Source organism: Cupriavidus sp. MP-37, assembly GCF_020618415.1.
Taxonomy (GTDB): Bacteria; Pseudomonadota; Gammaproteobacteria; order Burkholderiales; family Burkholderiaceae; genus Cupriavidus.
Map to the genome: position 1 here is coordinate 1,543,505 of NZ_CP085345.1, position 20,104 is coordinate 1,563,608.

The 20,104-nt window shown below is 69.4% G+C and carries 20 protein-coding genes; 8 read left to right on the forward strand and 12 right to left on the reverse strand.

From position 1 onward, the window contains the following. Positions 1 to 16 precede the first annotated feature (16 nt). A complete protein-coding gene (locus LIN44_RS23340; protein ID WP_227314644.1) occupies positions 17 to 766 on the forward strand; it encodes a creatininase family protein in 750 nt (249 codons plus the stop codon). Between the two features lie 216 nt (positions 767 to 982). After that, on the forward strand, positions 983 to 1,447 hold the full coding sequence (locus tag LIN44_RS23345) for a RidA family protein (protein ID WP_227314645.1): 465 nt from the start codon (positions 983 to 985) through the stop codon (positions 1,445 to 1,447). Between the two features lie 9 nt (positions 1,448 to 1,456). Here LIN44_RS23345 and LIN44_RS23350 read toward each other — a convergent pair whose 3' ends face one another. Further along, entirely contained in the window at positions 1,457 to 2,368 is a 912-nt protein-coding gene (locus LIN44_RS23350; protein ID WP_227314646.1) for a LysR family transcriptional regulator, read from the reverse strand. 230 nt (positions 2,369 to 2,598) lie between these two features. On the opposite strand from LIN44_RS23350, the gene LIN44_RS23355 reads away from it, so the two are divergent. Then, positions 2,599 to 3,309: an SDR family NAD(P)-dependent oxidoreductase gene (locus tag LIN44_RS23355; RefSeq protein ID WP_227314647.1), complete on the forward strand. Its 711-nt coding sequence runs from the start codon at positions 2,599 to 2,601 to the stop codon at positions 3,307 to 3,309. A 90-nt stretch (positions 3,310 to 3,399) separates the two neighbouring features. Here the strand turns inward: LIN44_RS23355 and LIN44_RS23360 are convergent, their stop codons facing one another. The 3 genes from LIN44_RS23360 to LIN44_RS23370 all read right to left on the reverse strand — a co-directional run bounded on the left by LIN44_RS23360 (position 3,400) and on the right by LIN44_RS23370 (position 5,541). Beyond that, positions 3,400 to 3,819, reverse strand: coding sequence for an organic hydroperoxide resistance protein (locus tag LIN44_RS23360; protein WP_092314743.1), 420 nt, complete (start codon positions 3,817 to 3,819; stop codon positions 3,400 to 3,402). Positions 3,820 to 3,882: 63 nt separating this feature from the next. Beyond that, positions 3,883 to 4,233 (reverse strand): hydroxyquinol 1,2-dioxygenase, encoded by a 351-nt coding sequence (locus LIN44_RS23365; RefSeq protein ID WP_183284716.1) that lies wholly within the window; start codon positions 4,231 to 4,233, stop codon positions 3,883 to 3,885. 300 nt (positions 4,234 to 4,533) lie between these two features. Next, positions 4,534 to 5,541: a bestrophin family protein gene (locus tag LIN44_RS23370; RefSeq protein WP_227316407.1), complete on the reverse strand. Its 1,008-nt coding sequence runs from the start codon at positions 5,539 to 5,541 to the stop codon at positions 4,534 to 4,536. A 659-nt stretch (positions 5,542 to 6,200) separates the two neighbouring features. Between LIN44_RS23370 and fur the strand changes: the two genes are divergently transcribed. Together fur and LIN44_RS23380 are read left to right on the forward strand one after the other, a co-directional pair. Next, positions 6,201 to 6,689, forward strand: a complete 489-nt coding sequence (gene fur, locus LIN44_RS23375) for a ferric iron uptake transcriptional regulator (protein ID WP_112776291.1) — start codon at positions 6,201 to 6,203, stop codon at positions 6,687 to 6,689. Positions 6,690 to 6,724: 35 nt separating this feature from the next. Continuing rightward, positions 6,725 to 6,982 (forward strand): hypothetical protein, encoded by a 258-nt coding sequence (locus tag LIN44_RS23380; protein ID WP_227314648.1) that lies wholly within the window; start codon positions 6,725 to 6,727, stop codon positions 6,980 to 6,982. Between the two features lie 14 nt (positions 6,983 to 6,996). Here LIN44_RS23380 and LIN44_RS23385 read toward each other — a convergent pair whose 3' ends face one another. The 3 genes from LIN44_RS23385 to LIN44_RS23395 all read right to left on the reverse strand — a co-directional run bounded on the left by LIN44_RS23385 (position 6,997) and on the right by LIN44_RS23395 (position 8,570). Continuing rightward, on the reverse strand, positions 6,997 to 7,326 hold the full coding sequence (locus LIN44_RS23385) for a helix-turn-helix domain-containing protein (RefSeq protein ID WP_227314649.1): 330 nt from the start codon (positions 7,324 to 7,326) through the stop codon (positions 6,997 to 6,999). Continuing rightward, positions 7,310 to 7,564 (reverse strand): type II toxin-antitoxin system RelE/ParE family toxin, encoded by a 255-nt coding sequence (locus tag LIN44_RS23390; RefSeq protein WP_227314650.1) that lies wholly within the window; start codon positions 7,562 to 7,564, stop codon positions 7,310 to 7,312. Before LIN44_RS23390 ends, LIN44_RS23385 begins: the two co-directional genes overlap by 17 nt. Before the next feature lie 76 nt (positions 7,565 to 7,640). After that, positions 7,641 to 8,570 carry a DMT family transporter gene (locus tag LIN44_RS23395; RefSeq protein WP_227314651.1) on the reverse strand — a complete coding sequence of 310 codons (930 nt, stop codon included), beginning with the start codon at positions 8,568 to 8,570 and terminating at the stop codon, positions 7,641 to 7,643. Positions 8,571 to 9,075: 505 nt separating this feature from the next. On the opposite strand from LIN44_RS23395, the gene LIN44_RS23400 reads away from it, so the two are divergent. Beyond that, positions 9,076 to 9,399 carry a PadR family transcriptional regulator gene (locus LIN44_RS23400; protein ID WP_115665789.1) on the forward strand — a complete coding sequence of 108 codons (324 nt, stop codon included), beginning with the start codon at positions 9,076 to 9,078 and terminating at the stop codon, positions 9,397 to 9,399. Between the two features lie 86 nt (positions 9,400 to 9,485). Here LIN44_RS23400 and LIN44_RS23405 read toward each other — a convergent pair whose 3' ends face one another. From LIN44_RS23405 to LIN44_RS23420, 4 genes are all read right to left on the reverse strand, one after another. Next, entirely contained in the window at positions 9,486 to 10,520 is a 1,035-nt protein-coding gene (locus LIN44_RS23405; protein WP_227314652.1) for a putative 2-aminoethylphosphonate ABC transporter substrate-binding protein, read from the reverse strand. Between the two features lie 62 nt (positions 10,521 to 10,582). Beyond that, complete coding sequence (locus tag LIN44_RS23410; RefSeq protein ID WP_227314653.1) at positions 10,583 to 12,310, reverse strand: putative 2-aminoethylphosphonate ABC transporter permease subunit; 1,728 nt, start codon at positions 12,308 to 12,310, stop codon at positions 10,583 to 10,585. Next, positions 12,307 to 13,419: a putative 2-aminoethylphosphonate ABC transporter ATP-binding protein gene (locus tag LIN44_RS23415; protein WP_227316408.1), complete on the reverse strand. Its 1,113-nt coding sequence runs from the start codon at positions 13,417 to 13,419 to the stop codon at positions 12,307 to 12,309. The genes LIN44_RS23410 and LIN44_RS23415 overlap by 4 nt, the downstream gene beginning before the upstream one ends. Positions 13,420 to 13,551: 132 nt before the next feature. Then, the gene (locus tag LIN44_RS23420; protein WP_227314654.1) at positions 13,552 to 16,761 is read right to left on the reverse strand and encodes an EAL domain-containing protein; all 3,210 of its coding nucleotides are present in this window, start codon (positions 16,759 to 16,761) and stop codon (positions 13,552 to 13,554) included. 258 nt (positions 16,762 to 17,019) lie between these two features. Between LIN44_RS23420 and LIN44_RS23425 the strand changes: the two genes are divergently transcribed. Beyond that, on the forward strand, positions 17,020 to 19,035 hold the full coding sequence (locus LIN44_RS23425) for a diguanylate cyclase domain-containing protein (protein WP_227314655.1): 2,016 nt from the start codon (positions 17,020 to 17,022) through the stop codon (positions 19,033 to 19,035). Here the strand turns inward: LIN44_RS23425 and LIN44_RS23430 are convergent. Beyond that, positions 19,029 to 19,403, reverse strand: a complete 375-nt coding sequence (locus tag LIN44_RS23430; RefSeq protein ID WP_227314656.1) for a hypothetical protein — start codon at positions 19,401 to 19,403, stop codon at positions 19,029 to 19,031. The two genes, LIN44_RS23425 and LIN44_RS23430, sit on opposite strands and share 7 nt — an antisense overlap. Positions 19,404 to 19,749: 346 nt before the next feature. Here LIN44_RS23430 and LIN44_RS23435 point away from each other — a divergent pair, with 346 nt between their 5' ends. Next, the gene (locus LIN44_RS23435) at positions 19,750 to 20,100 is read left to right on the forward strand and encodes a four-helix bundle copper-binding protein (RefSeq protein ID WP_018006016.1); all 351 of its coding nucleotides are present in this window, start codon (positions 19,750 to 19,752) and stop codon (positions 20,098 to 20,100) included. Positions 20,101 to 20,104: the final 4 nt, after the last annotated feature.

Genomic DNA, 20,104 nt, shown 5'->3' on the forward strand with positions numbered 1-20,104 from the left:
CCACCAAGGAGCTCCCGTGCAACTTCATCTTTCAACCTGGGCGGAGATCGAGCAATACCTGGCCCGCAGCCGTACCATCGTGATCCCCATCGGCTCGAACGAACAACATGGGCCGACCGGTCTGCTCGGCACCGACTGGCTATGCCCGCAAATCATTGCGGGCGAGGCGGAGAAGCACGCCGATATCCTGGTGGCGCCGACCTTCAATATCGGCATGGCGCAGCATCACCTGGGGTTCGCCGGCACGATCTCGCTGCGCCCGTCGACCTTCATTGCCGCGCTCGGCGACTGGGTACGCTCGCTGGCGGGACACGGCTTCGACAAACTGCTGTTCCTGAACGGCCATGGCGGCAACGTCGCCTCGATCGACGCGGCCTTCTCCGAGCTCTACGCCGAAGCCAGCTTCGCCGGACGCCGCGCCGGCTTTGCGCTGAAGCTGTGCAACTGGTGGGACTTGCCTGGCGTGGGCGAACTGGCGCGCGACCAGTTCCCGACCGGCCACGGCTCGCACGCCACGCCTTCCGAAATCGCGATCACGCAGTGGGCCTTTCCGGATGCGCGCAAGCATGCCGACTATGCGCCGCGGATCGCCCCCAGCGGCCCCATCCGCGAGGCGCTGGATTTCCGCGCGCGCTATCCGGACGGCCGCATCGGCTCGGACCCCGGACTGGCGACGCCGGAGAAGGGCGCCGCGCTGGTCCGGCTGGCGGCGCAAAGCCTGGTGCAGGAACTGGAGGCGTTCAGCCGCGAACCGATGCCGGACTGATGGCGCCGCCAGCCGCATGGCGGGCCGCGGCCGGGACTGGTTACGTCATGTATCAAGTCCTGTTCCCGCCAATGGCTTTATCGCGCGCAGGCGAGCCCATAGAGTCGGTGGCGTGAGCACGGCCACCGGGTCCGACAGGCACTCGCCGCCGTCCGCGAGGCCACGTCCGACACTGGCCGTGCCGTTTGCGACACCACCTTTGGATTGGGAGCCACCATGTCTGTCCAGCAACGACTCGCGGCGCGCGGCCTGGCGCTGCCGCTACCGCCGCAACCTTTGGGCAGCTATACCGCGGTCAGCCAGGCCGGCGACCTGCTGTTCATCTCCGGCCAGCTGCCGCTGCAGGATGGCAAGGTGATCTGGCAAGGCCAGGTCGGCAAGGATCTGAGCGTCGACGAAGGCAGGCGAGCCGCCGAACTGGCCGCGCTCAACGTGCTGGCGCAGATCGACGCGCATCTTGGCGGCTTTGCGCGGCTCGACCACCTCGTGCGGGTCGACGGCCACATTGCCAGCGCCCCCGGATGGTTCGCACAACCGGCGGTGCTCGACGCGGCGTCGGACCTGTTCCGCGACGTGCTGGGCGACAAGGCCGGCCACGCGCGCACGATCTCTTCGCACTTCCAGCAGCCGGGCAACGCAGCCGTGATCCTGGTGGTCATCGCCCAGCTCCGGCCGGCCTGAGCCGAACGGCTACGCCGAGAACTTCTCGAGCAGGAAGTCGACGAACACCCGGACCCGGCGCGTGACATGGCGCGCGGACGGGTATAGCAGCACGAACGGGCGCGCGCTGCCGCCGTATTCGCGCAGCACCTCCACCAGGGTCCCGTCGCGCAGGTCCTGTTCCACCACGAAGCGATAGGTCTGGAACAGTCCGGCGCCGGCGCGCACCAGCGTGGCGCCGCCAAGGATATCCTCCGACGCCGTGTACGAGCCGGTCGTCACGATATCGGTTTCCGTGCCGTCGACCCGCAGGGTCCAGGGAATCCTGCGTCCGCTGCTGGGGCGCTCGAACTGGATGCATTCATGCCGCAGCAGATCCTCCGGCGATTGCGGCGTGCCGGCTTGCCGCAGGTACGCGGGCGCCGCCACCACCACCAGCTCGGCGTCCTCGAGCTTGCGCGCGATCAGGTTCGAGTCATCCGGCGCGCGTCCGCGCACGCACAGGTCATAGGTGTCATCGGCGAAATCGACGTTGCGATTGCTGATGTGCACATCGATCTGGACCTCTGGGTACAGGGACCGGAATGCCGGCAGCACCGGCAACACGCGATAGTGGGCATACGGCGTCGGCAGGCTGATGCGCAGCCGCCCGGCCGGCGTCGCGTGCTGGCCGCCAATCTGCCGCTCGGCATCGCCCAGCTGCGCCAGCGCGGCGCGGCTCTGCTCGAAGTACAGGCGGCCTTCGTCGGTCAGGCGGATCTGCCGCGTGGTGCGCACGAACAGCCGCACGCCCAGCCGCTCTTCCAGCCTCTGCACGGTACGGCTGACCGCCGGCGGCGTCACGCCGGCGGCGACCGCGGCCGCGGTAAAGCTGCCCAGTTCCGCGGCGAGGCAAAACAGTTCGATGCTGCCGAGCTGGAGGTCATCGAATTGGCGTTTCATGGCTTCCCCCTGCTGGTAGCGAACCTGGCCCGGTATCCGGCGCAGTCGCCATCATAGGTTTGCGCCCCGCCGAAGTCGACTGGCGCGCCCGGGCATTAGTACGCGCCACGCATAACTGTTTGTCCGGCCGGTGCCTTCGAAAGCCCGGCCCGAGCCCCTAGATTGGAAGCCATCGGCGCCGCGGGCCCGATCGGCACGCTAGCCGGACCAACCTACATCGAGGTGAAAACATGAGTGCAGCACAGAAAGTCGTCGTCATCACAGGCGCATCGCAGGGCATCGGCGCGGAACTGGTCAAGGCCTTCCGCGAACGCGGCGATCGCGTCGTCGCCACGGCGCGCAGCATCCGCCCGTCCGACGACCAGGACCTCCTGGCCATCGCCGGAGACCTGTCCGACCCGGCCACCGCGCGCCGCGTCATCGCCGAGGGCGTGGCCCGGTTCGGCCGGATTGATACGCTCGTCAACAACGCCGGCATCTTCGTCGCCAGGCCGTTCACCAGCTATACCGAAGCGGACTACGCAGCGGTGACCGGCATCAACCTGGCGGGCTTTTTCCATATCACGCAGCTGGCGGTCGCGCAGATGGAGAAACAGCGCAGTGGCCACGTGGTCAGCATCACCACCAGCCTGGTCGACCATGCCCTCAGCGCGGTGCCATCGGTGCTGGCGTCGCTGACCAAGGGCGGCCTGAACGCGGCCACCCGCTCGCTGGCGATCGAGTACGCGCGCACCGGCATCCGCGCCAACGCGGTCTCGCCCGGCATCATCAAGTCGCCGATGCATGCGCCCGAGACCCACGCGGCCCTGGGCGCGCTGCACCCGATGGGCCATATGGGCGAGATGCGCGATATCGTCGACGCCGTGCTGTATCTGGATGCCGCGCCGTTCGTGACCGGCGAGATCCTGCACGTCGATGGCGGGCAGAGCGCCGGCCATTGAGCTCGCGGCACGCGACCGCGGCAGCCCTTGGGCTACCGCGGTCATGATTTGCAGGATGGGGGCTGCCTCGCGATGAGACAGTCCCTTGCTTCAGACCAGCCTGGTCTCGACGTGGATATTGCCGCGCAGCGCCTTCGAGTACGGGCAGGTCTGGTGCGCGGTATCGACCAGCGCCTGCGCCAGCTCGCGCTCGATGCCGGGAATGCTGACATTGAGCCGGGCCTGCAGCAGGTAGGCGTCGCCGGCCATGCCCAGGTCGACCTCGGCATCGACCGACAGGTCCGACGGCAGCTTGACCTGCCGCTTGCCGGCCGCCAGCCCGATCGCGCCGATAAAGCACGCCGACCAGCCTGCCGCCAGCAATTGCTCGGGGTTGGTGCCGGCACCGCGCGAGCCGGGCGAAGACAGCTGCAGGTTGAGGCGGCCATCGTCGCTGCGCGCCTCGCCGTCGCGGCCGCCCGCGGTGATATGGACCTTGCCGGTGTACAGCACTTTCTCGATACGGGTCATGTCTGGTTCCTGTTGGATGGTGTTGGTGGTGATGAAGCGGGCCGGCGGACCGGCCGGCATGGCTCAGGCGTAGGCGCCGTCGAGATACGGATCGACGCTGCGCGCCGGGTCCGCCGAGACGCCGCTGCGGTCGAGCCCCGCCACGGAACGGGCGCCGTCGGTGTAGGGGTCGACGCTGCGCGCGCCGTCGCTGAACGGATCGACGCTGCGGGCGCCATCGCTGTACGGGCTGCGCGGCTCCTGGACCGAGCGCGCGCCTTCGCTGTACGGGTCGCGGGCGTCCACCGCGCTGCGGGCACCATCGGTGAACGGGTCGCGTGCGCCTGCGGCGGAGAAGCTGGCGGCCTGGGCGCCGGCAGCGGCGGCAGCGAGGGCGAGGGCGAAGACAAAGCGGCGGGCGATTTGGGTAGTCATGATCGGTTTCCTTAAGTTCACGTTGAGGGTTGAGCGGGCCGGCTTTCGCTTTCGGGGTATCCGACGCCGCGGCCACGGAAGGTATTTAAGGCGACCGGTGTATCGGCCATGTAGCCGATGCGGGCCGCGTTTGTCAGCCGCCGTGTCGTATCGGCGGCAAGATACAAAGCGGTACAAAGTGGCGGGGGTGGCGCGCCGTCCATGCGGTTGCTGCGCCGTTCCCTTCGCCCTGCCCAGCCGCGCTGCCTCCTCGCGCAGGCTGCGCACGAAGGCATGCACGACCTCGCCGGCCCTGCTGGGCTAAAGGACAATGCCGTGTTCCGACGCCGGTTCCGGCACGGGGTCGGTCTCGCCTAGCATCTCCATCAGTTCGCGCTCGATCTTGCGGCAGATGTGCGCGATCGGCACATCGTTGGCGCCGCCTTCGAAAGGGTTTTCGGTGCTTTCACCGACCTGCTCCAGCGCGAGATACATCCACGAGATCATCGCGCTGAACGGAACCACCAGCCAGATCAGGTGGCCATGCATGAAGCCAGGCACGCTGCTGTTGAGCTTTTCGAATTCCGTGAGAATGCCAAAGGGAAGCAACAGGCAGAACGAGCGGACGAAAAGCCGGTTGATGACCGCGTATTGCCTGGGGTACGGATAGTCCTTGATACGCTCTGCCCGCCCTTGCTGCTCGAAGGCATCCCGGATGGCTCTTTCGAGCTCCATATGGAAGGCGCAGTCGATCTCGCCGGCTTGCACCAGGCGTTTGATTGCCGCTGATTGCAAGGCAAGTATCCGCGTTGCCTTGCTATCGGTCCGCCGCAGCACATCGCGCTCCTGCGGCGGCAGATATCGGGCAAGCGCATGCTCCAAGGGTGTTTCCCACTCGGGCACGCGGTAGTGCTTGCGGTACTCCACGTTGGCAGCCTTGCCCGCGTTCTCCCAGATCCGCGGGCTTCGGAGTTGATAGCGTAGCGCCGTCAGCCACGCGCAGTGCCGCAGAATCAGTTCTCTGGCGGCCGCCGGTGTGGCGGTGAAGTCCCGGCTGAGGACACCCAGGAACCGGCTCCCGTTCAGGATCTGGGTCCAGACCTGCTGGGCCTCCGACGCCCGGTTGTAGGTCTGCACATTCTTGAAACCCACGATGAAGGAGGTGGCGGTGCCCAGCAACACCACGACCGATAGCGGCACCGACAGCCATTTCAGCCCAAGCAGCTGATAGAGGACAATGGGGAGCGCTCCACAAGCTAGCAAGGCGTAGATCTGCCGTCTCGACCAGACGATGAATTCGGATAACGAGTAGGATCTTCCGAGGTGCATGATCGGAATCGTATGAGCGGTGACGCCCATGCGCTAGATGCGCGGCGATACGCATGGCGTTGCCCGGACGGCACCAATCCCAGGCGCGCGGGTACGCGCTGCCTGACCAGCCCGGGCCTCGTGAGCGAGACCCCGCTTTGGTACGCGGGCCATCCGGTGGCTGCAGGCATCGGCAGTTTCGACACCCCCAAAATTTTCCTTGTAATGAGATCGATTCCCATTTACTATTCGATCACTGCCTGACGCACGGCGCACCAAACGGCGCACCGGACGGCACAGGCAGCCCAGCCAGGCTGGCACCCTCGCGGCACGCGACGGCAACCACCCTGGCTGGCAGGAAAGATTTCCGGATGCCGCCCCCGCGGCCTTCGATACCGACTTTTGTGGGGACCGCTCCGTCACGCGGAGCGTTTGGTAGTAGCCAGTCTCCGGAAGATCGGGAAAGCAACCAGACCCCGCTTTCCCGATCGCGTCTTCCGGCGGCAAGCCAGGCCACCTTTTTATTCCGCGCGCCGTGCAGGCACGTCGCGCCGCCAGGGACGGCAGCGCCAGCGCGCCGGCCCTGGCGCTTCCCGCCTGAAATTCCGCCAAGCCCCTGACGCCGTGCCCGTGCGGCGCCAGGCCGGGCGCCGCCCTGACTGCGGGGCGCCAGCCGCAGCATGCCTATGCCATCCGCCATGTCATCCGAGAGCACCAACCCGATCCATCTCAAGCGCGCCGGCCTGAAGGCGACGTCGCCGCGGATGCGCATCCTCGAAGTGTTCCGCACCAGCGCCAGGCGCCACCTGAGCGCGGAAGACGTCTACCGCATCCTGCTGACGCAGGACGAGGATGCCGGGCTGTCGACGGTGTACCGCGTGCTCAACCAGCTGGTGCAGGCCGATATCCTGCTGCGGCACAGCTTCGAGTCGGACCACGCCGTATTTGAACTGAACGAAGGCGGTCACCACGACCACCTGATCTGCGTGGCGTGCGGCCGCGTGGAGGAATTCCGCGACGAGAGCATCGAGCAGCGCCAGCGCCAGGTCGCCGCCGACAACGCCTTTGTGCTGCGCGAGCATATGCTGGTGCTGTACGGCGTGTGCCCGCAATGCCGTGCCGACGCCGCCGACGCAGAGCGCGTGCCGGAACTGCCGGCCAGCGCCTGACCCTGCCGCATGCCGCGCGCCTGACGGAGCCATCCATGGAGCGCCTGACCAAACCCCTGTCCGAACTGAAGCACCTGATCAACCTGTGCCTGCGCCAGGAGCCCGGCTGCCAGGACTGCCAGCTGCGCGCGGTATGCGTGCACCGCCCCGACCATACCGGCTGCAACTGGAGCGCCGAAGTCGACTTCCCCGAGCGCAGCGAGGCCGACGCCGTGCGTCACTGGCGCCAGGCCCGCCGCGTGGTGATGATGGTGCGCGAGCAGTACAACGTGGGCACGCCGGCGCAGGCCTGAACCGGGCGCGCCGATCAGATATCCAGCTGCGCCGCGGTGATGCCCAGCGCTGCGGCAATCCGCTCGCGCGAAGTCCTTCTCAGGCGGGCACTGTTTTCCTGCTGCGCATAGGCAGACTGCGAAATGCCGAGCCGCGCAGCGACTTCCGCCTGGGTCAGGCCAAGGTGTTCGCGCCATGCGCGCAGCGGCGCTATGTCATCGGCCAGCACGCGCCGCACCACGGCATGCGGGATCAGGTCACCGGCTTGCGCATATTGCGTGAGGTAATCGCCGTAGGGGATCACGACAAAGGCCGGCTTGCCGTCCGCCCCGATGATGGTCTGGAGGTTAGTAGGTACGTTCATCCCGCTTCTTCACTTCCTGAATTTCCACGATTCGTATCGTCCCGTCCCAGTCGAAGAGCACGCGGTAGTTGCCAACCCGCAGCCGATAGCCGTAGACGTGACCCGACAGCGCTTTGACGTGCTGGCAGTTCGGCATGTATGCCAAGGCTTCCACCGCATCCAGGATAGCGACGCGCACTGGCTTGTCGAGCCTTCGCATCTGCTTCGAGGCTCGTGCCGTCCAAAATATCGAGTTCATCACTCGAATATAAGGAAATTATAAGCACGGACACTTGAAATCAGGCAATTATAAGCTTGTTCTCATCTAGCCCGGCTCAACGTTCCGCAGTAGCTCCTGAAGCCTGGCTGGCGTCGCTCTGCGGGGCAGCGACCGGCCGCAACACCAGCCACACCGCCAGCCCGATCAGCGCGCCGCCGGCGGCATGCGCCCACGACAGCGCCTCGCCCAGGAACAGCGCGCCCCAGACGATGCCGAACGGCGGAATCAGGAAGGTGACAGTCAGCGAGCGCACCGGACCCAGGTCGGCGATCAGGCGGTAGTACAGGATGTAGGCCAGCGCCGTGCACAGCGTGCCCAGGCCCAGCATGGCCGCCCAGACGCCGGCGCCGGCAGCGGGCAGTGTGTTGTGGCGCCACAGCGCGGCGATGCAGAACGGAAGCAGGAAGACCGCCGCCCCCACCAGGCTGCCGGCCGCGACCAGGCGGCTGTCCAGCCCGCCGCGCTGGGTGATCCAGCGCCGCGCAAGGAACCCCGACAAGCCATAACAGGCGGTGGCGACCAGGCAGGCCAGCGCTCCCAGCAACACCTCCGCCGAAAACACCACCGGCCCGGTGCGGGTCAGCACCGCGACGCCCGCCACGCCCAGCATCACTCCCATGGCTTTTGCGCGCGTCAGCGGCTCCGCAAACGCGATCGCGCCGATCACCACGCCCATCAGCGGCGTCATGGCATTGAACACCGCCGAGTAGCCGGCCGGCAGCCACAGCGCTGCCACCGCATACATCGCGAACGGGATGCCGGAGTTGACCACGCCCAGCGCCAGCACCGCCGGCCATTTGCCTTGCATGTCCCAGCGCAAGCCCAGCAGCGGCAGGCACGCCGCCAGCGTCAGCGCGCCGATCAGCACGCGCACGAACGCCGTCGGCACCGGCCCCAGCACCGGTGCGCCGATGCGGATGAACAGGAAGCTGGCGCCCCAGAGGGCGGCCAGGGCCAGCAAGCGAAACAGGTCAAGGGGCTTCATCGGTCAGGGGGCGCGCTTGCCAGCTAGGGTCGGCGATGCCGCATTGGACGCCGGCGCGGCGCCCGCTGCAAGCCGGATTCGGACCTGTGGCGCTTTGGTCACGCCTCGTAGGGCCGCGTGAGGCCGAGGATTGGCGGCGTGTTGACGGATCTACCTGAAAATTGAGAGCTGTTTGCGCCACAATGTCACGTAAACACGTCACATTCTTACCGCGAGCTTTCATCCGCTCCCCTCGCAGGTGGGGACGCGTTACCGACGCGTGACAATCCGCATTCGATTAAATTAAAATCTGGTCTGCGCCAGAGTTAATTGACCCCTCCGACGCATTCCCGACAAGCCGCCAGGCCTCCTGGCGGCTTCTTTTTTTGCTCCGGTAAAATGCGCGCTGCCCGGCGCACCGGCAGCAAGCATCTCGTTGGCCGTCCGTGCCGCCGCGCTGCCGGTCATCACACTGCCGGCACATCCTGCGTCAACCGGCGCGGCGCCGGCCGCGTTGCCAATTCACATGAAACGACAGTTCCTGGGCCTGCTCGCCCGCGTTTACGTCCTGCAATTCGCCCTGGAAGTCCCCGCGACGGTGGCCATGCTGGCCGACATGCTGCTGGAATATGGCTTCCAGGTCGATATCGGCTCGGTGCGCCCGCTGCTGCGCGCGCTGCAAATGGAAGGCTACCTGGAGAGCGTGCTGCGCGACGGTATCGGCCGGGTCTACCTGCTGACCGAACGCGGCCGCGAAGAACTGCAGGCCAGCCGCCAGCGCATCGACGAACTCTACCGCCGCCTGCACGCCGGCCTGCCCGCGACCGACGACGCGCAACGCCCGGCCTGATCCGGGGCCCGGCAGCGGCGGCCGCGGCGCCGCAGCGTACCCGTTTCTGCGGGCCGCCTGGCCGCGGCGGCGCCGGTCCAGCGGCCTTACTTCTTCTCGGCCTTCCCTTCGTAGCGCTTGCTCCATTCGGCCAGAATGCGGTCGCGGTTATCGCTGGCCCAGCGGAAGTCGTTCTTGATCAGGCGCTTCTCGTAGTCCGCCGGCAGCAGCGCGTCGGGCCTGGCGATGCCAGGCACGGCCAGCACCGCGAAGTTCTTTTCATACAGCGCCATCGCCTCGCGCGACGCCGAGAAATCGGCCAGCTTGCGCGCCGCATCCAGATGCTTGGTGCCCTTGACGATGGCGGTGGCCTCGATGTCCCAGCCCAGGCCTTCGCTGGGCAGCACGATATCGATCGGCGCGCCTTCCTTCTTCGACTTCATGGCGCGGTACTCGAACGCGATGCCGATCGGGAACTCGCCCTGCGCGGCCATCTTGCACGGCTTGGAACCCGAGTGCGTGTACAGGCCGATGTTCTTGTGCAGGGCGTCCATGTACTGCCAGCCCTTCTGCTCGCCCATCATCTGCAGCCAGGCGCTGACGTCGAGGAAGCCGGTGCCCGACGAGGCCGGATGCGGCATCACCACCTTGCCGGCATAGACGGGCTTGGTCAGGTCGGCCCACGAAGTGGGCCTGGGCAGGCCCTGCTTCTGCGCCTCGACCGTGTTGAAGCAGATCGCCGCGCCCCACACGTCCATGCCGACCCATGCCGGCGGGTTGGCCGGGCTGCGGTACCTGGCATCGATCGCGGCCAGGTTCTTCGGCGCGTACGGGTCGAGCATGCCTTCCTTGTCCAGGATCGCCAGGCTCGAGCCGGCCAGGCCCCACACCGCGTCGGCGCGCGGCGCGGCCTTTTCCGCCAGCAGCTTGGCGGTGACGATGCCGGTGGAATCGCGCACCCACTTGATCTCGATCTCGGGATGCACCTTCTCGAACGCGGCCTTGTAGGCGGCGATCTGGTCGGCTTCGAGCGCGGTGTAGACCGTCAGCACGGTGGCGGCGGCGGCGTGGCCGGCCAGCAGCGGCAGCGTGGCGGCGGCCGCGGCGGCAACGGCCGCGGAAAGGCGGGTGATGCGGAACATGGTTTCTCCTTTGGGGTCGGTCAGAGTGTTGCGCAGTGCAGCGGGATGACAAGACGGAAGGCTCAGCCGGCGCGCCAGCGCTGCGCGCGGCGCAGCCAGCCGGCCGAGAGCGCGTGCAGCAACAGCGCGGCCAGCACGGCGGTCAGCAGGATCAGCGTCGACATCGCCGCGGCGGGGGCGGTGTCGCCGGCATCGTCCATGTTCAGCACCGAGATCGCGGCCAGCACGGTGTCGGGGCTGTACAGGAAGATCACCGCCGAGACCGTCGTCATCGACGACACGAACAGGTAGCGGAAGATGTCGAGCAGCGCCGGCAGGCACATCGGCACGGTCACGCGCCAGCACGTCAGCAGCGGCGCCACGCCCAGCGACAGCGCGGCGGCCTCGAACTCCTGGTCCAGCTGCCGCAGCGCGGCGGCAGCGGTCAGGTGGCCGGTGGTGTAGCAGTGCGCGACGTTGCACAGCACCAGCAGCGCCATGGTCCCGTACAACGCATGCAGCGGATTGCCGGGGGCGTTGAAGAAAAACACATAGCCCAGCCCCAGTACCAGGCCCGGCACCGCCATCGGCAGCAGGAAGCCGGCGCGCAGCACGCCGTGCAGCCACGCCGGCCCGCGCGTGCGCAAGGTCAGCCAGGCGCCGAGGAAGATCGCCGCGGTACCGGCCAGCGCAGTCAGCACGGACAGCTTCAGGCTGTTGCGGTAGGCCAGCCAGCCGCCGCCGTCCATGTTGTCGAAGTCGTAGTGCGCCAGCGTCAGGCTCAGGTTGTACGGCCACAGCCTGACCAGCGACGCGCCCACCGCGGTGGCGGCCACCGCCAGCAGCGCGGCGCTGACCCCCAGCACCAGCAGCAGGCAGGCGCTGTCGCGGCCGCGCTCGGGGGCCGGCACGTACACCTGCGCGCGGCTGCCCAGCTGCATGCGCTGGCGCCGCTGCAGCGCCATGTCGACGGCGAAGGTCAGCAGCGCGGGCGCCAGCAGCAGCATGCCGATCAGCGCGCCGCGGTCGAACTGCTGCTGCCCCACCACCGCCTTGTACGCCTCGAGCGCCAGCACCGGGTAGCCGCCGCCCACCACCTTGGGCACGCCAAAGTCCGTGATCACCAGCGTCAGCACCAGGCACGCCGCGGCGAACAGGCCCTGGCGCGCGCCCGGCAGCGTCACGGTGCGGAAGGTGCGCCACGGGCCGGCGCCCATGGCGCGCGCCGCTTCATAGAGGCGCGCATCGGCCAGCGACAGCGTCGCCACCAGCACCATCAGCGCATGCGGGAAGGTGTAGAAGGCCTCGCCCAGCACGATGCCCCAGAAGCCATAGATGCCGCCCGGCCCGAAGGCGTCGCGGAAGATGCCCTGGTTGCCGAACAGGTAGACCAGCGCGATCGCCGGCAGCAGCGACGGCGCGAACAGCGGCAGCAGCGCAATGCCGCGCCACAGCGGCCGCAGCGCGATGCAGGAACGCTGCAGCGCATAGGCAAAGCCGAATGCCAGCGGCACCACCAGCGCCACCACCGTCAGCGACACCGCCACGCTGCGCCCCAGCATCGGCAGGAAGTTGGGCCCGGATACCAGCGCGGCCATGCGCGCGCCCAGCACCCACTGGCCCGCGCCATCGAACCACGCCTGGCGGAACAGCGCCAGCAGCGGCAGCAGCAGGCCCACGGCAAGCCCGGCCAGCCACAGCCACTTCATCGCCGCGGGCGCGCCGTGCGCCAGCCGCGCGCCCAGGCCGGTGCCGCGCTGCCGGGACGCCGGTGCTTGCGCCGGCAGCAAGGCGGTGGCGGCGCGCATCATGCGAACACCCGCAACGCCGGGGCCGGCAAGGCAATCCAGAACTTGTGGCCGCCCGCCTCCGGCAGCCGCTGCCGCGCCTCGCGCGCCACGTCGGCAAACAAGGTAAGGCCAGGCAGGCGGTCGGCTTCCAGTGCCAGCCGGTAGCGGTTGCCGAGATAGGTCTGGTCGACCACGCGCGCCAGCAGCCGGTTGGGCTCGGCGGGGTCCGGGTCCAGCCGCACGGCTTCCGGGCGGCAGCACAGCCTGCCGGCGCCAGCCAGCGGCTGCGGCGCGTCGACCTGCAACGCGACCGCCTGGCTGCCTTCGCCAATCGTGAAGCGCCCGCCCGGCACGCTGTGTCCGGGCAGCCAGTTGGCCTGCCCGACAAAGCCGGCGACAAAGGCCGACGCCGGCTGCTCGTAGATCTCGGCGGGCGTGCCCGCCTGCACGATGCGCCCGCCATCCATCACGGCGATGCGGTCGGCCATGGTCATGGCCTCTTCCTGGTCATGGGTGACCATCACGGTGGTGATATTCAGCCGGCGCTGCAGCTGGCGCAGCTCCACGCGCAGATGCTCGCGCACGCGCGCGTCGAGCGCCGACATCGGCTCATCCAGCAGCAGCAGCGACGGCGCCGGCGCCAGCGCGCGCGCCATCGCCACGCGCTGCTGCTGGCCGCCGGAGAGCTGCCCCGGGAACTTGCGTTCGCTGCCGGCCAGGCCGACCAGGTCGAGCATCTCGGCCACGCGCGCGTCGCGGTGGGTGCGCCCCATGCCACGCCCGTGCAGGCCGTAGCCAACGTTCTGCGCCACGGTCAGGTTGGGGAACAGCGCGTAGGACTGGAACAGGATGCCGTAGTCGCGCGCCTGCGGCGGCAGGCCGGTCAGCTCGCGCGCGCCGGCGTGGATGCGGCCGGCGTCCTCGCGCTCGAGGCCGGCGATGATGCGCAGCAGCGTGGTCTTGCCGCAGCCGGACGGGCCCAGCAGGCATAGCAGCTCGCCCTGCCCGACCGACAGCGACACGCCGTCCAGCGCGAGGAAGCCACCGGAACCGCCGGAACCGCCAAAGCGCTTGCTGACCTGCTCCACGGCCAGGAACGCCCTGCCCGGCGCTGGCTTGCCTGACTGCATCATCGAATCTCCCTGCGTCTCGATCGAACCGGCCGCCAGCATAGGCAGTGCAGATGCCAGCCATATGGCAGATCGGCAAAGTATTTCGATGGAGGTATCGGGGGATTTGGGATGCGGCTCGCCGCGGCGCGATCAGGCCTGTTGCGGTGTGGACGCGGCCGCCGCGCTGGCCGTATCCGGCACCGCCAGCGGCTTGCGCAGCACCTCGCGCAGCGCCTGCTGCGGCACGCCCTGGCTGAACAGGAAGCCCTGCAGCCCGTCGCACCCCTGCGCGCGCAGGAAGGCAAACTGCGCCGCCGTCTCGACCCCTTCGGCAATCACCTTCAGATGCAGCTGGTGGCCGAGCGCGATGATGGCGGCGGCCACGGCCTGGTCGTGGCCTGGCGTCGCCACGCCGTCGACAAAGGACTTGTCGATCTTGAGGCGGCTGATCGGCAAGCGGGTCAGGTAGTTGAGCCCGGAATAGCCGGTGCCGAAATCGTCGATCGACAGCCCCACGCCCAGCTCGCGCAGGCGGCGGAAGGTTTCGAGGGTGGTCTCGCCGCCATCGACCAGGATGCCCTCGGTGACTTCGATCACCAGCCCCTGCGGCGGCAGGCCGGCCTGCTGCAGGCAGCGCGCCACGGTGTCGGGAAAGTCGGCCTGGCGCAGCTGCAGCGGCGAGATATTGACCGCCACCTCGAGCTCGCGGCCCAGCTCCTTGCGCAAGGCCTGGATCTCGCGGCAGGCGGTGGCCAGCGCCCATTCGCCCAGCGGCACCACCAGGCCGCTCTGCTCGGCAATGGGGATGAACTCGGCCGGCTGCATCACGCCGCGTTCCGCGGTCTCCCAGCTGATCAGCGCCTCGACCGCGGGGATGGTCAGCGTGGCGGTATCGACGATCGGCTGGTAGCGCAGCCGGAACTCGTTGCCGGCCAGCGCGCGCCGCAGCAAGCCTTCGATGGTGAAGCGCGTCAGCGAAGCCTCGGCCATTGCGCTGGCAAAGCGGCACAGGCGCGCGCGCCCGCCCTGCTTGGCGGCGTAGACCGCCGAGTCGGCCGACTTGAGCAGTTCGGTCAGCGTGTCGCCGTCGTCGGGGAAGACCGCCATGCCGATCGACGGCGTCACGCGCAGGCGCTGGCCGCCGGCCAGCAGCTCTTCATTGACGCGCGCCTGGATCTTGGCGGCGATCAGTTCGGCTTCGCTGTCGTGGCGCAGGCCGCCCAGCACCACGCCGAACTCGTCGCCGCCCATGCGCGCCACCAGGTCGCCCTGGCGCACCGTGCCCTTGATGCGGTCGGCCATGGTGCGCAGCACGTCGTCGCCCACCGGGTGGCCGAGCGAATCGTTGATGCGCTTGAAGTGATCCAGGTCGAGCAGCAGCAGCGCCACGCGCTGGCCGCGGGTGCGCGCGTGCAGCAGCAAGGCCTGCGCGCGCTCGCCCAGCTCGGCGCGGTTGGGCAGGCCGGTGAGCGGATCGTGCAGCGCCAGGTGGCGGATGTATTCGTCCACGCGCAGGCGCTCGGTCAGGTCATAGGCGATCGCCTGGTAGCCGGGCGCCGGCACGGCGCCTGGATTCACTGACGACGCAGGCGCCGGCAGGGCGGACACCGCCAGCCGCACCGGCATGCGCGAGCCGCCCTTGCGCACCCAGGTCCATTCGCGTTCATCGGTCAGCCCCAGCCGCGGCTTGGCCAGCAGCGCGGGCAACCCGGGCGGCACCGGCGCGCCCAGCTCGGCGCTGAGCGCGCGCGCGTGGTCGGCCAGTTCGGCGGCGACATGCAGGCCGGTCATCGGCATGTGGCCGACCAGCTCGGCGCTGCTGTACCACAGCATGCGCTGGCCGGCCGCGTTGATGCCGGTGATCAGGCCGTGCTCGTCGAAGGTGATGACGCAGAAGGCAGCGTGGTCGAGCAGTCCGGCATAGCGCGCCGCCTGCACCGCGGCGGCATCCTGCGCGCGCCGCTCGGGTGCCAGGTCCGTCACCGTCCATAGCCAGTGGCCCGCCGCACCCGCCGCGGCGGGCAGGGGCGCGGCGCTGACGCGCAGCGCAAAGCGGTCGCCGTCGGCACGCACGCCTGCCAGTTCGCGGTGAATGGCGGGACCCGCCGCGGCGTCGGCAGGCACCACCCCGGTGGCGCCGGGAATCAGCACGTCCAGGCTGTGTCCGGCCAGGCGCCTGGCATCGGTGCCGAGCAATTGCCCGGCGCGCTCGCTGGCGCGCACCACCACGCCCTGCGCATCGGTCACGACAAAGCCGTCGGCGGACTGCGCGAGGCATGCCTGCAGCATGGCGCTGTCGTCTTCCCACGCGTGCACGGCCTGCGCCTCGCGCTGGCGCGCGGCGCGGCCCTGGCGCGCCAGCGCATGGGTCAGCCATGCCAGCAGCAGCGTCGCCAGCGCACCCGCGGCCGGGAGCCAATACGAGGGCCGCGGGCCATGCGCGGCTTCGAACGCGGGCCGGGTGGCGGCGCGCAGCGTCCAGCTGCGGCCGCCATAGTGGAACTGGCGCTCGCCCCGCAGCAGCGGGGTGCTGCCGTCTTCGCGCAGCTCGCCTTCGGTGGGGCCGCCCGACAGCAGCGCGCCGGCCGCGGCGGGGCCGCCCTCGTGCAGCGACAGTTCCAGTTCGTTCGAGGCCGCGGCGCCGACCGCGCGCAGCAGGTCGCCCAGCCGCAGCGACAGGTAGACGTAGCCGAGCACGGCTGCGCGCCGCTGCGCCACCGTGCTGACCGCGGCACCGCCGCCATAGACCGGCAGGAACACCATCGCGCCGCGCTGGCGCGGCACGGCCTCGGTCTCGCTGATGGGGTCCAGGCCGGCGCTCAGGCGCGGCTCGCCGCTGTCGCGGGCGGCCTCGAGCGCGGCCCGGCGGGCGGGCTCGGACAGCATGTCGAAACCGGCCACCCGCATGCTGCGGCCGTCCAGCGGATCGATGTAGAGGATGGGCGCGTACAGCTCGCGCGTGCCGGCGGGATGGATGCCGTAATCGGCGAGGCCGTCGGCGCGGGCGGCCCGCACCAGTTGTGGCACCTGCTGCGGCGTGGTGAGCGGCGCGTAGCCGATGGCCTGGGTACCGGCCGGCAGGTCGTCGCGCTGCGCGGTATAGAGGTAGTTGCGCCATTGCGCGCGCGAGGTGCCGGGATTGGCCGTCATCACCGCGGCCACGCCGCGCAGCAGCCGCTCGTTCTCCAGCATGCGCTCGCGCAGCGCACTGCCGGCTTGCGCCAGCAGCGCATCGAAGTGCTGCTGCGCGGCGCGGCGCTCGAGCCGGTCGGCCTGCCGCCATGCCCCCGCCGTCAGCATCGCGCCGCCGGCAGCGACCAGCAATGACAACAGGGCGGGAGCAAGCGAAGTCAGTCTCATGGTCGGTCGGTTCCGGCATGCGGCAGGGGCACCGCCCCTGCGCAGGCATGCCGCCACGCGGCCAGCCCTCGCCTAGCGGGGGACTATACCGTGGTGCAGGCAACGCGCACAGCCCCGCCGCGGCCTGGCGCCGGCAACGGGGAAATGCCGGATGCCCCGCTGCGGCGGGGTATGTTAGGGTTGTACCCGAGACTCGACCTGCAGTTTGCGACAAGCCTGCGATCACCTCGCCCGCCTTGCGCCCCCACTGCACCCGACATGCCCGTCTACACGCCCACGCTGAAAGCGCGCATTGCGATCATCACCACCGTGCTGGCCGCGGTGTTCGGCACCGGCATCGTACTGATCGCCCTGTATGACGCGCACAGCGATCTGCACGATGCGCTCGAGGGCCAGCAGGACTCCGTGGTGAAGCTGACCGCCAACCAGCTCGACACGGCCATGAACGACCGCATCCAGCTGCTGTCGCACCAGGCCGACCAGCTCGGCGGCCTGCTGGCGCAGGCGCACGGCGCGCAGGCCGCGGCGGCGCGGCAGCGGGCGCTGCAGGCGCTGTCGGCGGCGATCCCGGTGCCGGCGGCATTCAACGCGCTGCTGGTCGCAGACCAGCACGGCAATGTCCTCAGCGACCAGGGCGAGGGCGCCGAAATCAGCGACCGCGCCTACTTCCGCGAGGCGGCGCGCACGCTGGCGCCAGTGGTATCGCCGCCGATCCGCTCGCGCACCAGCGGCCAGATGGGCGTGCTGGTGGCGGTGCCGGTGCTGTCGCCGCAGCGCGGCTTCCTGGGCCTGGTGGGCGGGTGGCTGGACCTGTCCAGCGCCAACTTCCTGGTCGACATCCTGCATAACCGGCTGGGCACCACCGGCTACTACTGCCTGGTCTCGGCCGGCCGCGAGCCGGTCTACGTGCGCCATCCCGATCCCGCCCAGGCGCGCCAGCCGGCACGGCCCGTGGCCGACACCTGCGGCGAGGACGACAGCCCGGCGCCGCTGGAATTCCTCACGCCGGCGCGGCCGGTGATCGCGCGCTACCTGATGTCGAGCACCGGCTGGGAACTGGTGGCATTGCTGCCGGCGCGCGAGGCCTACGCCCCGCTGCGCCAGATGCAGCAGCGCTTCCTCGGCATGGCGGGCGTGGCGATGGCCGCGGTCGCGCTGCTGATCTGGCTGGCGGTGCGGCGCCAGCTGACGCCGCTGTCGCGCCTGCACCGGGTGGTGCTGGCCAGCGCCAACGACCTGTCCGCGTTCGAGCGGCTGCCGACGCGCCAGCAGCGCGACGAGATCGGCGACCTGACGCGCGCCTTCATCAAGCTGATGCGCGACGTGCGCGAGCGCCGCCAGGCGCTGGACCGCAGCGAGCGTCGGCTGCGCGCCGTGACCGACACGCTGCCGTCGCTGCTGGCCTTCGTCGATACCGAAGGGCGCTATGTGTTCAACAACCTCGCCTACGAGCGGGTGTTCGGCCTGAAGCCGGAACAACTGCGCGGCAAGCCGATGCGCGAGGTGCTCGGCGAAGCCCGCTTCGCGCACGTGCGGCCGTTCCTGGAACGCGCGCTGGCCGGCAGCGCGGTGACCTTTGAAACCGAGGACGAGAGCCCCGACTACCACTGCATGGAAACCAGCCTGCGCCCGGAATGGAGCGCCGACGGCAGCGAAGTGGTGGGCGTGCATGTGCACGTGCAGGACATCACCCAGCGCAAGCTCGAAACACAGCGCCTGGCGCGCATGTCGCGCACCGACCACCTGACGCAGCTGCTCAACCGCAGCGCCTTCGAAGGCCAGCTGCATGCAGCCATGGCGCGCAGCCGCGAGCACGGCACGCTGATGGCGCTGCTGTATCTCGACATGGACCGCTTCAAGGCGGTCAACGATATCCACGGCCACGCCGCCGGCGACCTGCTGCTGCAGGACTTCGCGCAGCGCATGCGCCAGTGTGTGCGCGACAGCGATACCGTGGCCAGGCTCGGTGGCGACGAGTTCGCCGTGGTGCTGGAAGACCTGCCGCAGCCCGCCGCCGCACGCCGCGTCGCGCAGGCGATCCTGCAGGCCATGGATCTGCCGTTCAGCTTCGAAGGCGTGCAAGCCGACGTCGACGTCAGCATCGGCGTGGCGCTGTATCGCGGCGGCCCGGCGCAGGACCACGAGCTGATGCGGCTCGCGGACGTGCTGCTATACCGCGCCAAGGGCGCGGGCCGCGGCCGCTACGAGATCGGCCCGCCCGAACTGGCGGACGAACCGAGCCCGCAGCACGCGGGACCTTCCACGGCTCAGTGAAGCGTGCCGGCGGGCTTGTCCGGCACCGCGCCGGCCACGCCCTCGGGCTCGAACGGCACGTGGCGGCCGTCGCTGGACTGGTAGCCAAGCTGGGCGTCGGCACCCAGCATCTTCTCCCAGGCGATCATGGCCTGGGCCACGGCCTCGGGCGCGCCCTTGAACACCACCACGTCGTTGCCGCAGCCGGGGCATTCGCCGCCGAACACCGCGTCGATGCCGGGCAGGCCCGGCACGTCGAGCGCATCGAACTGCGCGAACGCGGTCTTGCAGTGCCCGCACACCAGTTGGGCGGGGCGCAAGGCCTCGATCTTTGCGCGTGCCTGTGCCGCGCGCTCCTCGGGGGTACCCCGCCGTTTTGCCTCGCCCATGATGTCCTTCCTTCCCCGTGCTGCCGGTGTGTGTGTTTGCAGCGGCCGGCCACTGTGGCCGGTGCCGTGACTGTTAGATGCGCAATGCGGGCCGGTGGTGCCCCGGACCCGGGCGCAGGTGACGGCCGCGATGCCTGCGTGCCGGTGCCTGGCTGCCGCGCTGTGTGATGCGCTTGCGGCGCGCTTACCGGCATTGTAACCAGCACGGCGCAGCAATTACCGGGCCGACAGGAAGCCGCAGCGCCTGCTATTGTGGATAACGATGCCCCGTGCGGCGGCGGGTGCGCCGCTTGCCGCACCGCGGGCATGCCGGTTCCATCCACCTACCCCCGAAGGAGGACGTTCCATGATCCGACCCACCGTGCAGGAAAACGCCGCCCGCTACGCCGACTGCATTGCCGCCTGCAATGCCGCCGCGGCGGCCGCCCTCAAGTGCGCGGCCGCGTGCCTGGAAGAACAGGACGTGCGCAAGATGGCGCGCTGCATTGCGCTGGACATGGATTGCGCCGGCATCGCCCAGCTGGCCGCGTCCTACATGCTGCGCAACAGCGAGTTCGCGCCGCTGGTGTGCGAGGACTGCGCCGAAGTCTGCAAGTGGTGCAAGGAAGAATGCGAGCGCCATGACGCCGAGCACTGCCAGGAATGCGCGCGCGCCTGCGCCGCCTGCATGGAGCAGTGCCTGAAGATGACGGCGTAGCGCC

What these genes read in the sequence shown, in the direction of transcription:
- LIN44_RS23345 (WP_227314645.1), top strand. Translation starts at nt 983, where the DNA reads ATGTCTGTCCAGCAACGACTCGCGGCGCGCGGCCTGGCGCTGCCGCTA.
- LIN44_RS23350 (WP_227314646.1), bottom strand. Translation starts at nt 2,368, where the DNA reads ATGAAACGCCAATTCGATGACCTCCAGCTCGGCAGCATCGAACTGTTT.
- LIN44_RS23355 (WP_227314647.1), top strand. Translation starts at nt 2,599, where the DNA reads ATGAGTGCAGCACAGAAAGTCGTCGTCATCACAGGCGCATCGCAGGGC.
- LIN44_RS23360 (WP_092314743.1), bottom strand. Translation starts at nt 3,819, where the DNA reads ATGACCCGTATCGAGAAAGTGCTGTACACCGGCAAGGTCCATATCACC.
- LIN44_RS23365 (WP_183284716.1), bottom strand. Translation starts at nt 4,233, where the DNA reads ATGACTACCCAAATCGCCCGCCGCTTTGTCTTCGCCCTCGCCCTCGCT.
- LIN44_RS23370 (WP_227316407.1), bottom strand. Translation starts at nt 5,541, where the DNA reads ATGCACCTCGGAAGATCCTACTCGTTATCCGAATTCATCGTCTGGTCG.
- fur (WP_112776291.1), top strand. Translation starts at nt 6,201, where the DNA reads ATGCCTATGCCATCCGCCATGTCATCCGAGAGCACCAACCCGATCCAT.
- LIN44_RS23380 (WP_227314648.1), top strand. Translation starts at nt 6,725, where the DNA reads ATGGAGCGCCTGACCAAACCCCTGTCCGAACTGAAGCACCTGATCAAC.
- LIN44_RS23385 (WP_227314649.1), bottom strand. Translation starts at nt 7,326, where the DNA reads ATGAACGTACCTACTAACCTCCAGACCATCATCGGGGCGGACGGCAAG.
- LIN44_RS23390 (WP_227314650.1), bottom strand. Translation starts at nt 7,564, where the DNA reads ATGAACTCGATATTTTGGACGGCACGAGCCTCGAAGCAGATGCGAAGG.
- LIN44_RS23395 (WP_227314651.1), bottom strand. Translation starts at nt 8,570, where the DNA reads ATGAAGCCCCTTGACCTGTTTCGCTTGCTGGCCCTGGCCGCCCTCTGG.
- LIN44_RS23400 (WP_115665789.1), top strand. Translation starts at nt 9,076, where the DNA reads ATGAAACGACAGTTCCTGGGCCTGCTCGCCCGCGTTTACGTCCTGCAA.
- LIN44_RS23405 (WP_227314652.1), bottom strand. Translation starts at nt 10,520, where the DNA reads ATGTTCCGCATCACCCGCCTTTCCGCGGCCGTTGCCGCCGCGGCCGCC.
- LIN44_RS23410 (WP_227314653.1), bottom strand. Translation starts at nt 12,310, where the DNA reads ATGATGCGCGCCGCCACCGCCTTGCTGCCGGCGCAAGCACCGGCGTCC.
- LIN44_RS23415 (WP_227316408.1), bottom strand. Translation starts at nt 13,419, where the DNA reads ATGCAGTCAGGCAAGCCAGCGCCGGGCAGGGCGTTCCTGGCCGTGGAG.
- LIN44_RS23420 (WP_227314654.1), bottom strand. Translation starts at nt 16,761, where the DNA reads ATGAGACTGACTTCGCTTGCTCCCGCCCTGTTGTCATTGCTGGTCGCT.
- LIN44_RS23425 (WP_227314655.1), top strand. Translation starts at nt 17,020, where the DNA reads ATGCCCGTCTACACGCCCACGCTGAAAGCGCGCATTGCGATCATCACC.
- LIN44_RS23430 (WP_227314656.1), bottom strand. Translation starts at nt 19,403, where the DNA reads ATGGGCGAGGCAAAACGGCGGGGTACCCCCGAGGAGCGCGCGGCACAG.
- LIN44_RS23435 (WP_018006016.1), top strand. Translation starts at nt 19,750, where the DNA reads ATGATCCGACCCACCGTGCAGGAAAACGCCGCCCGCTACGCCGACTGC.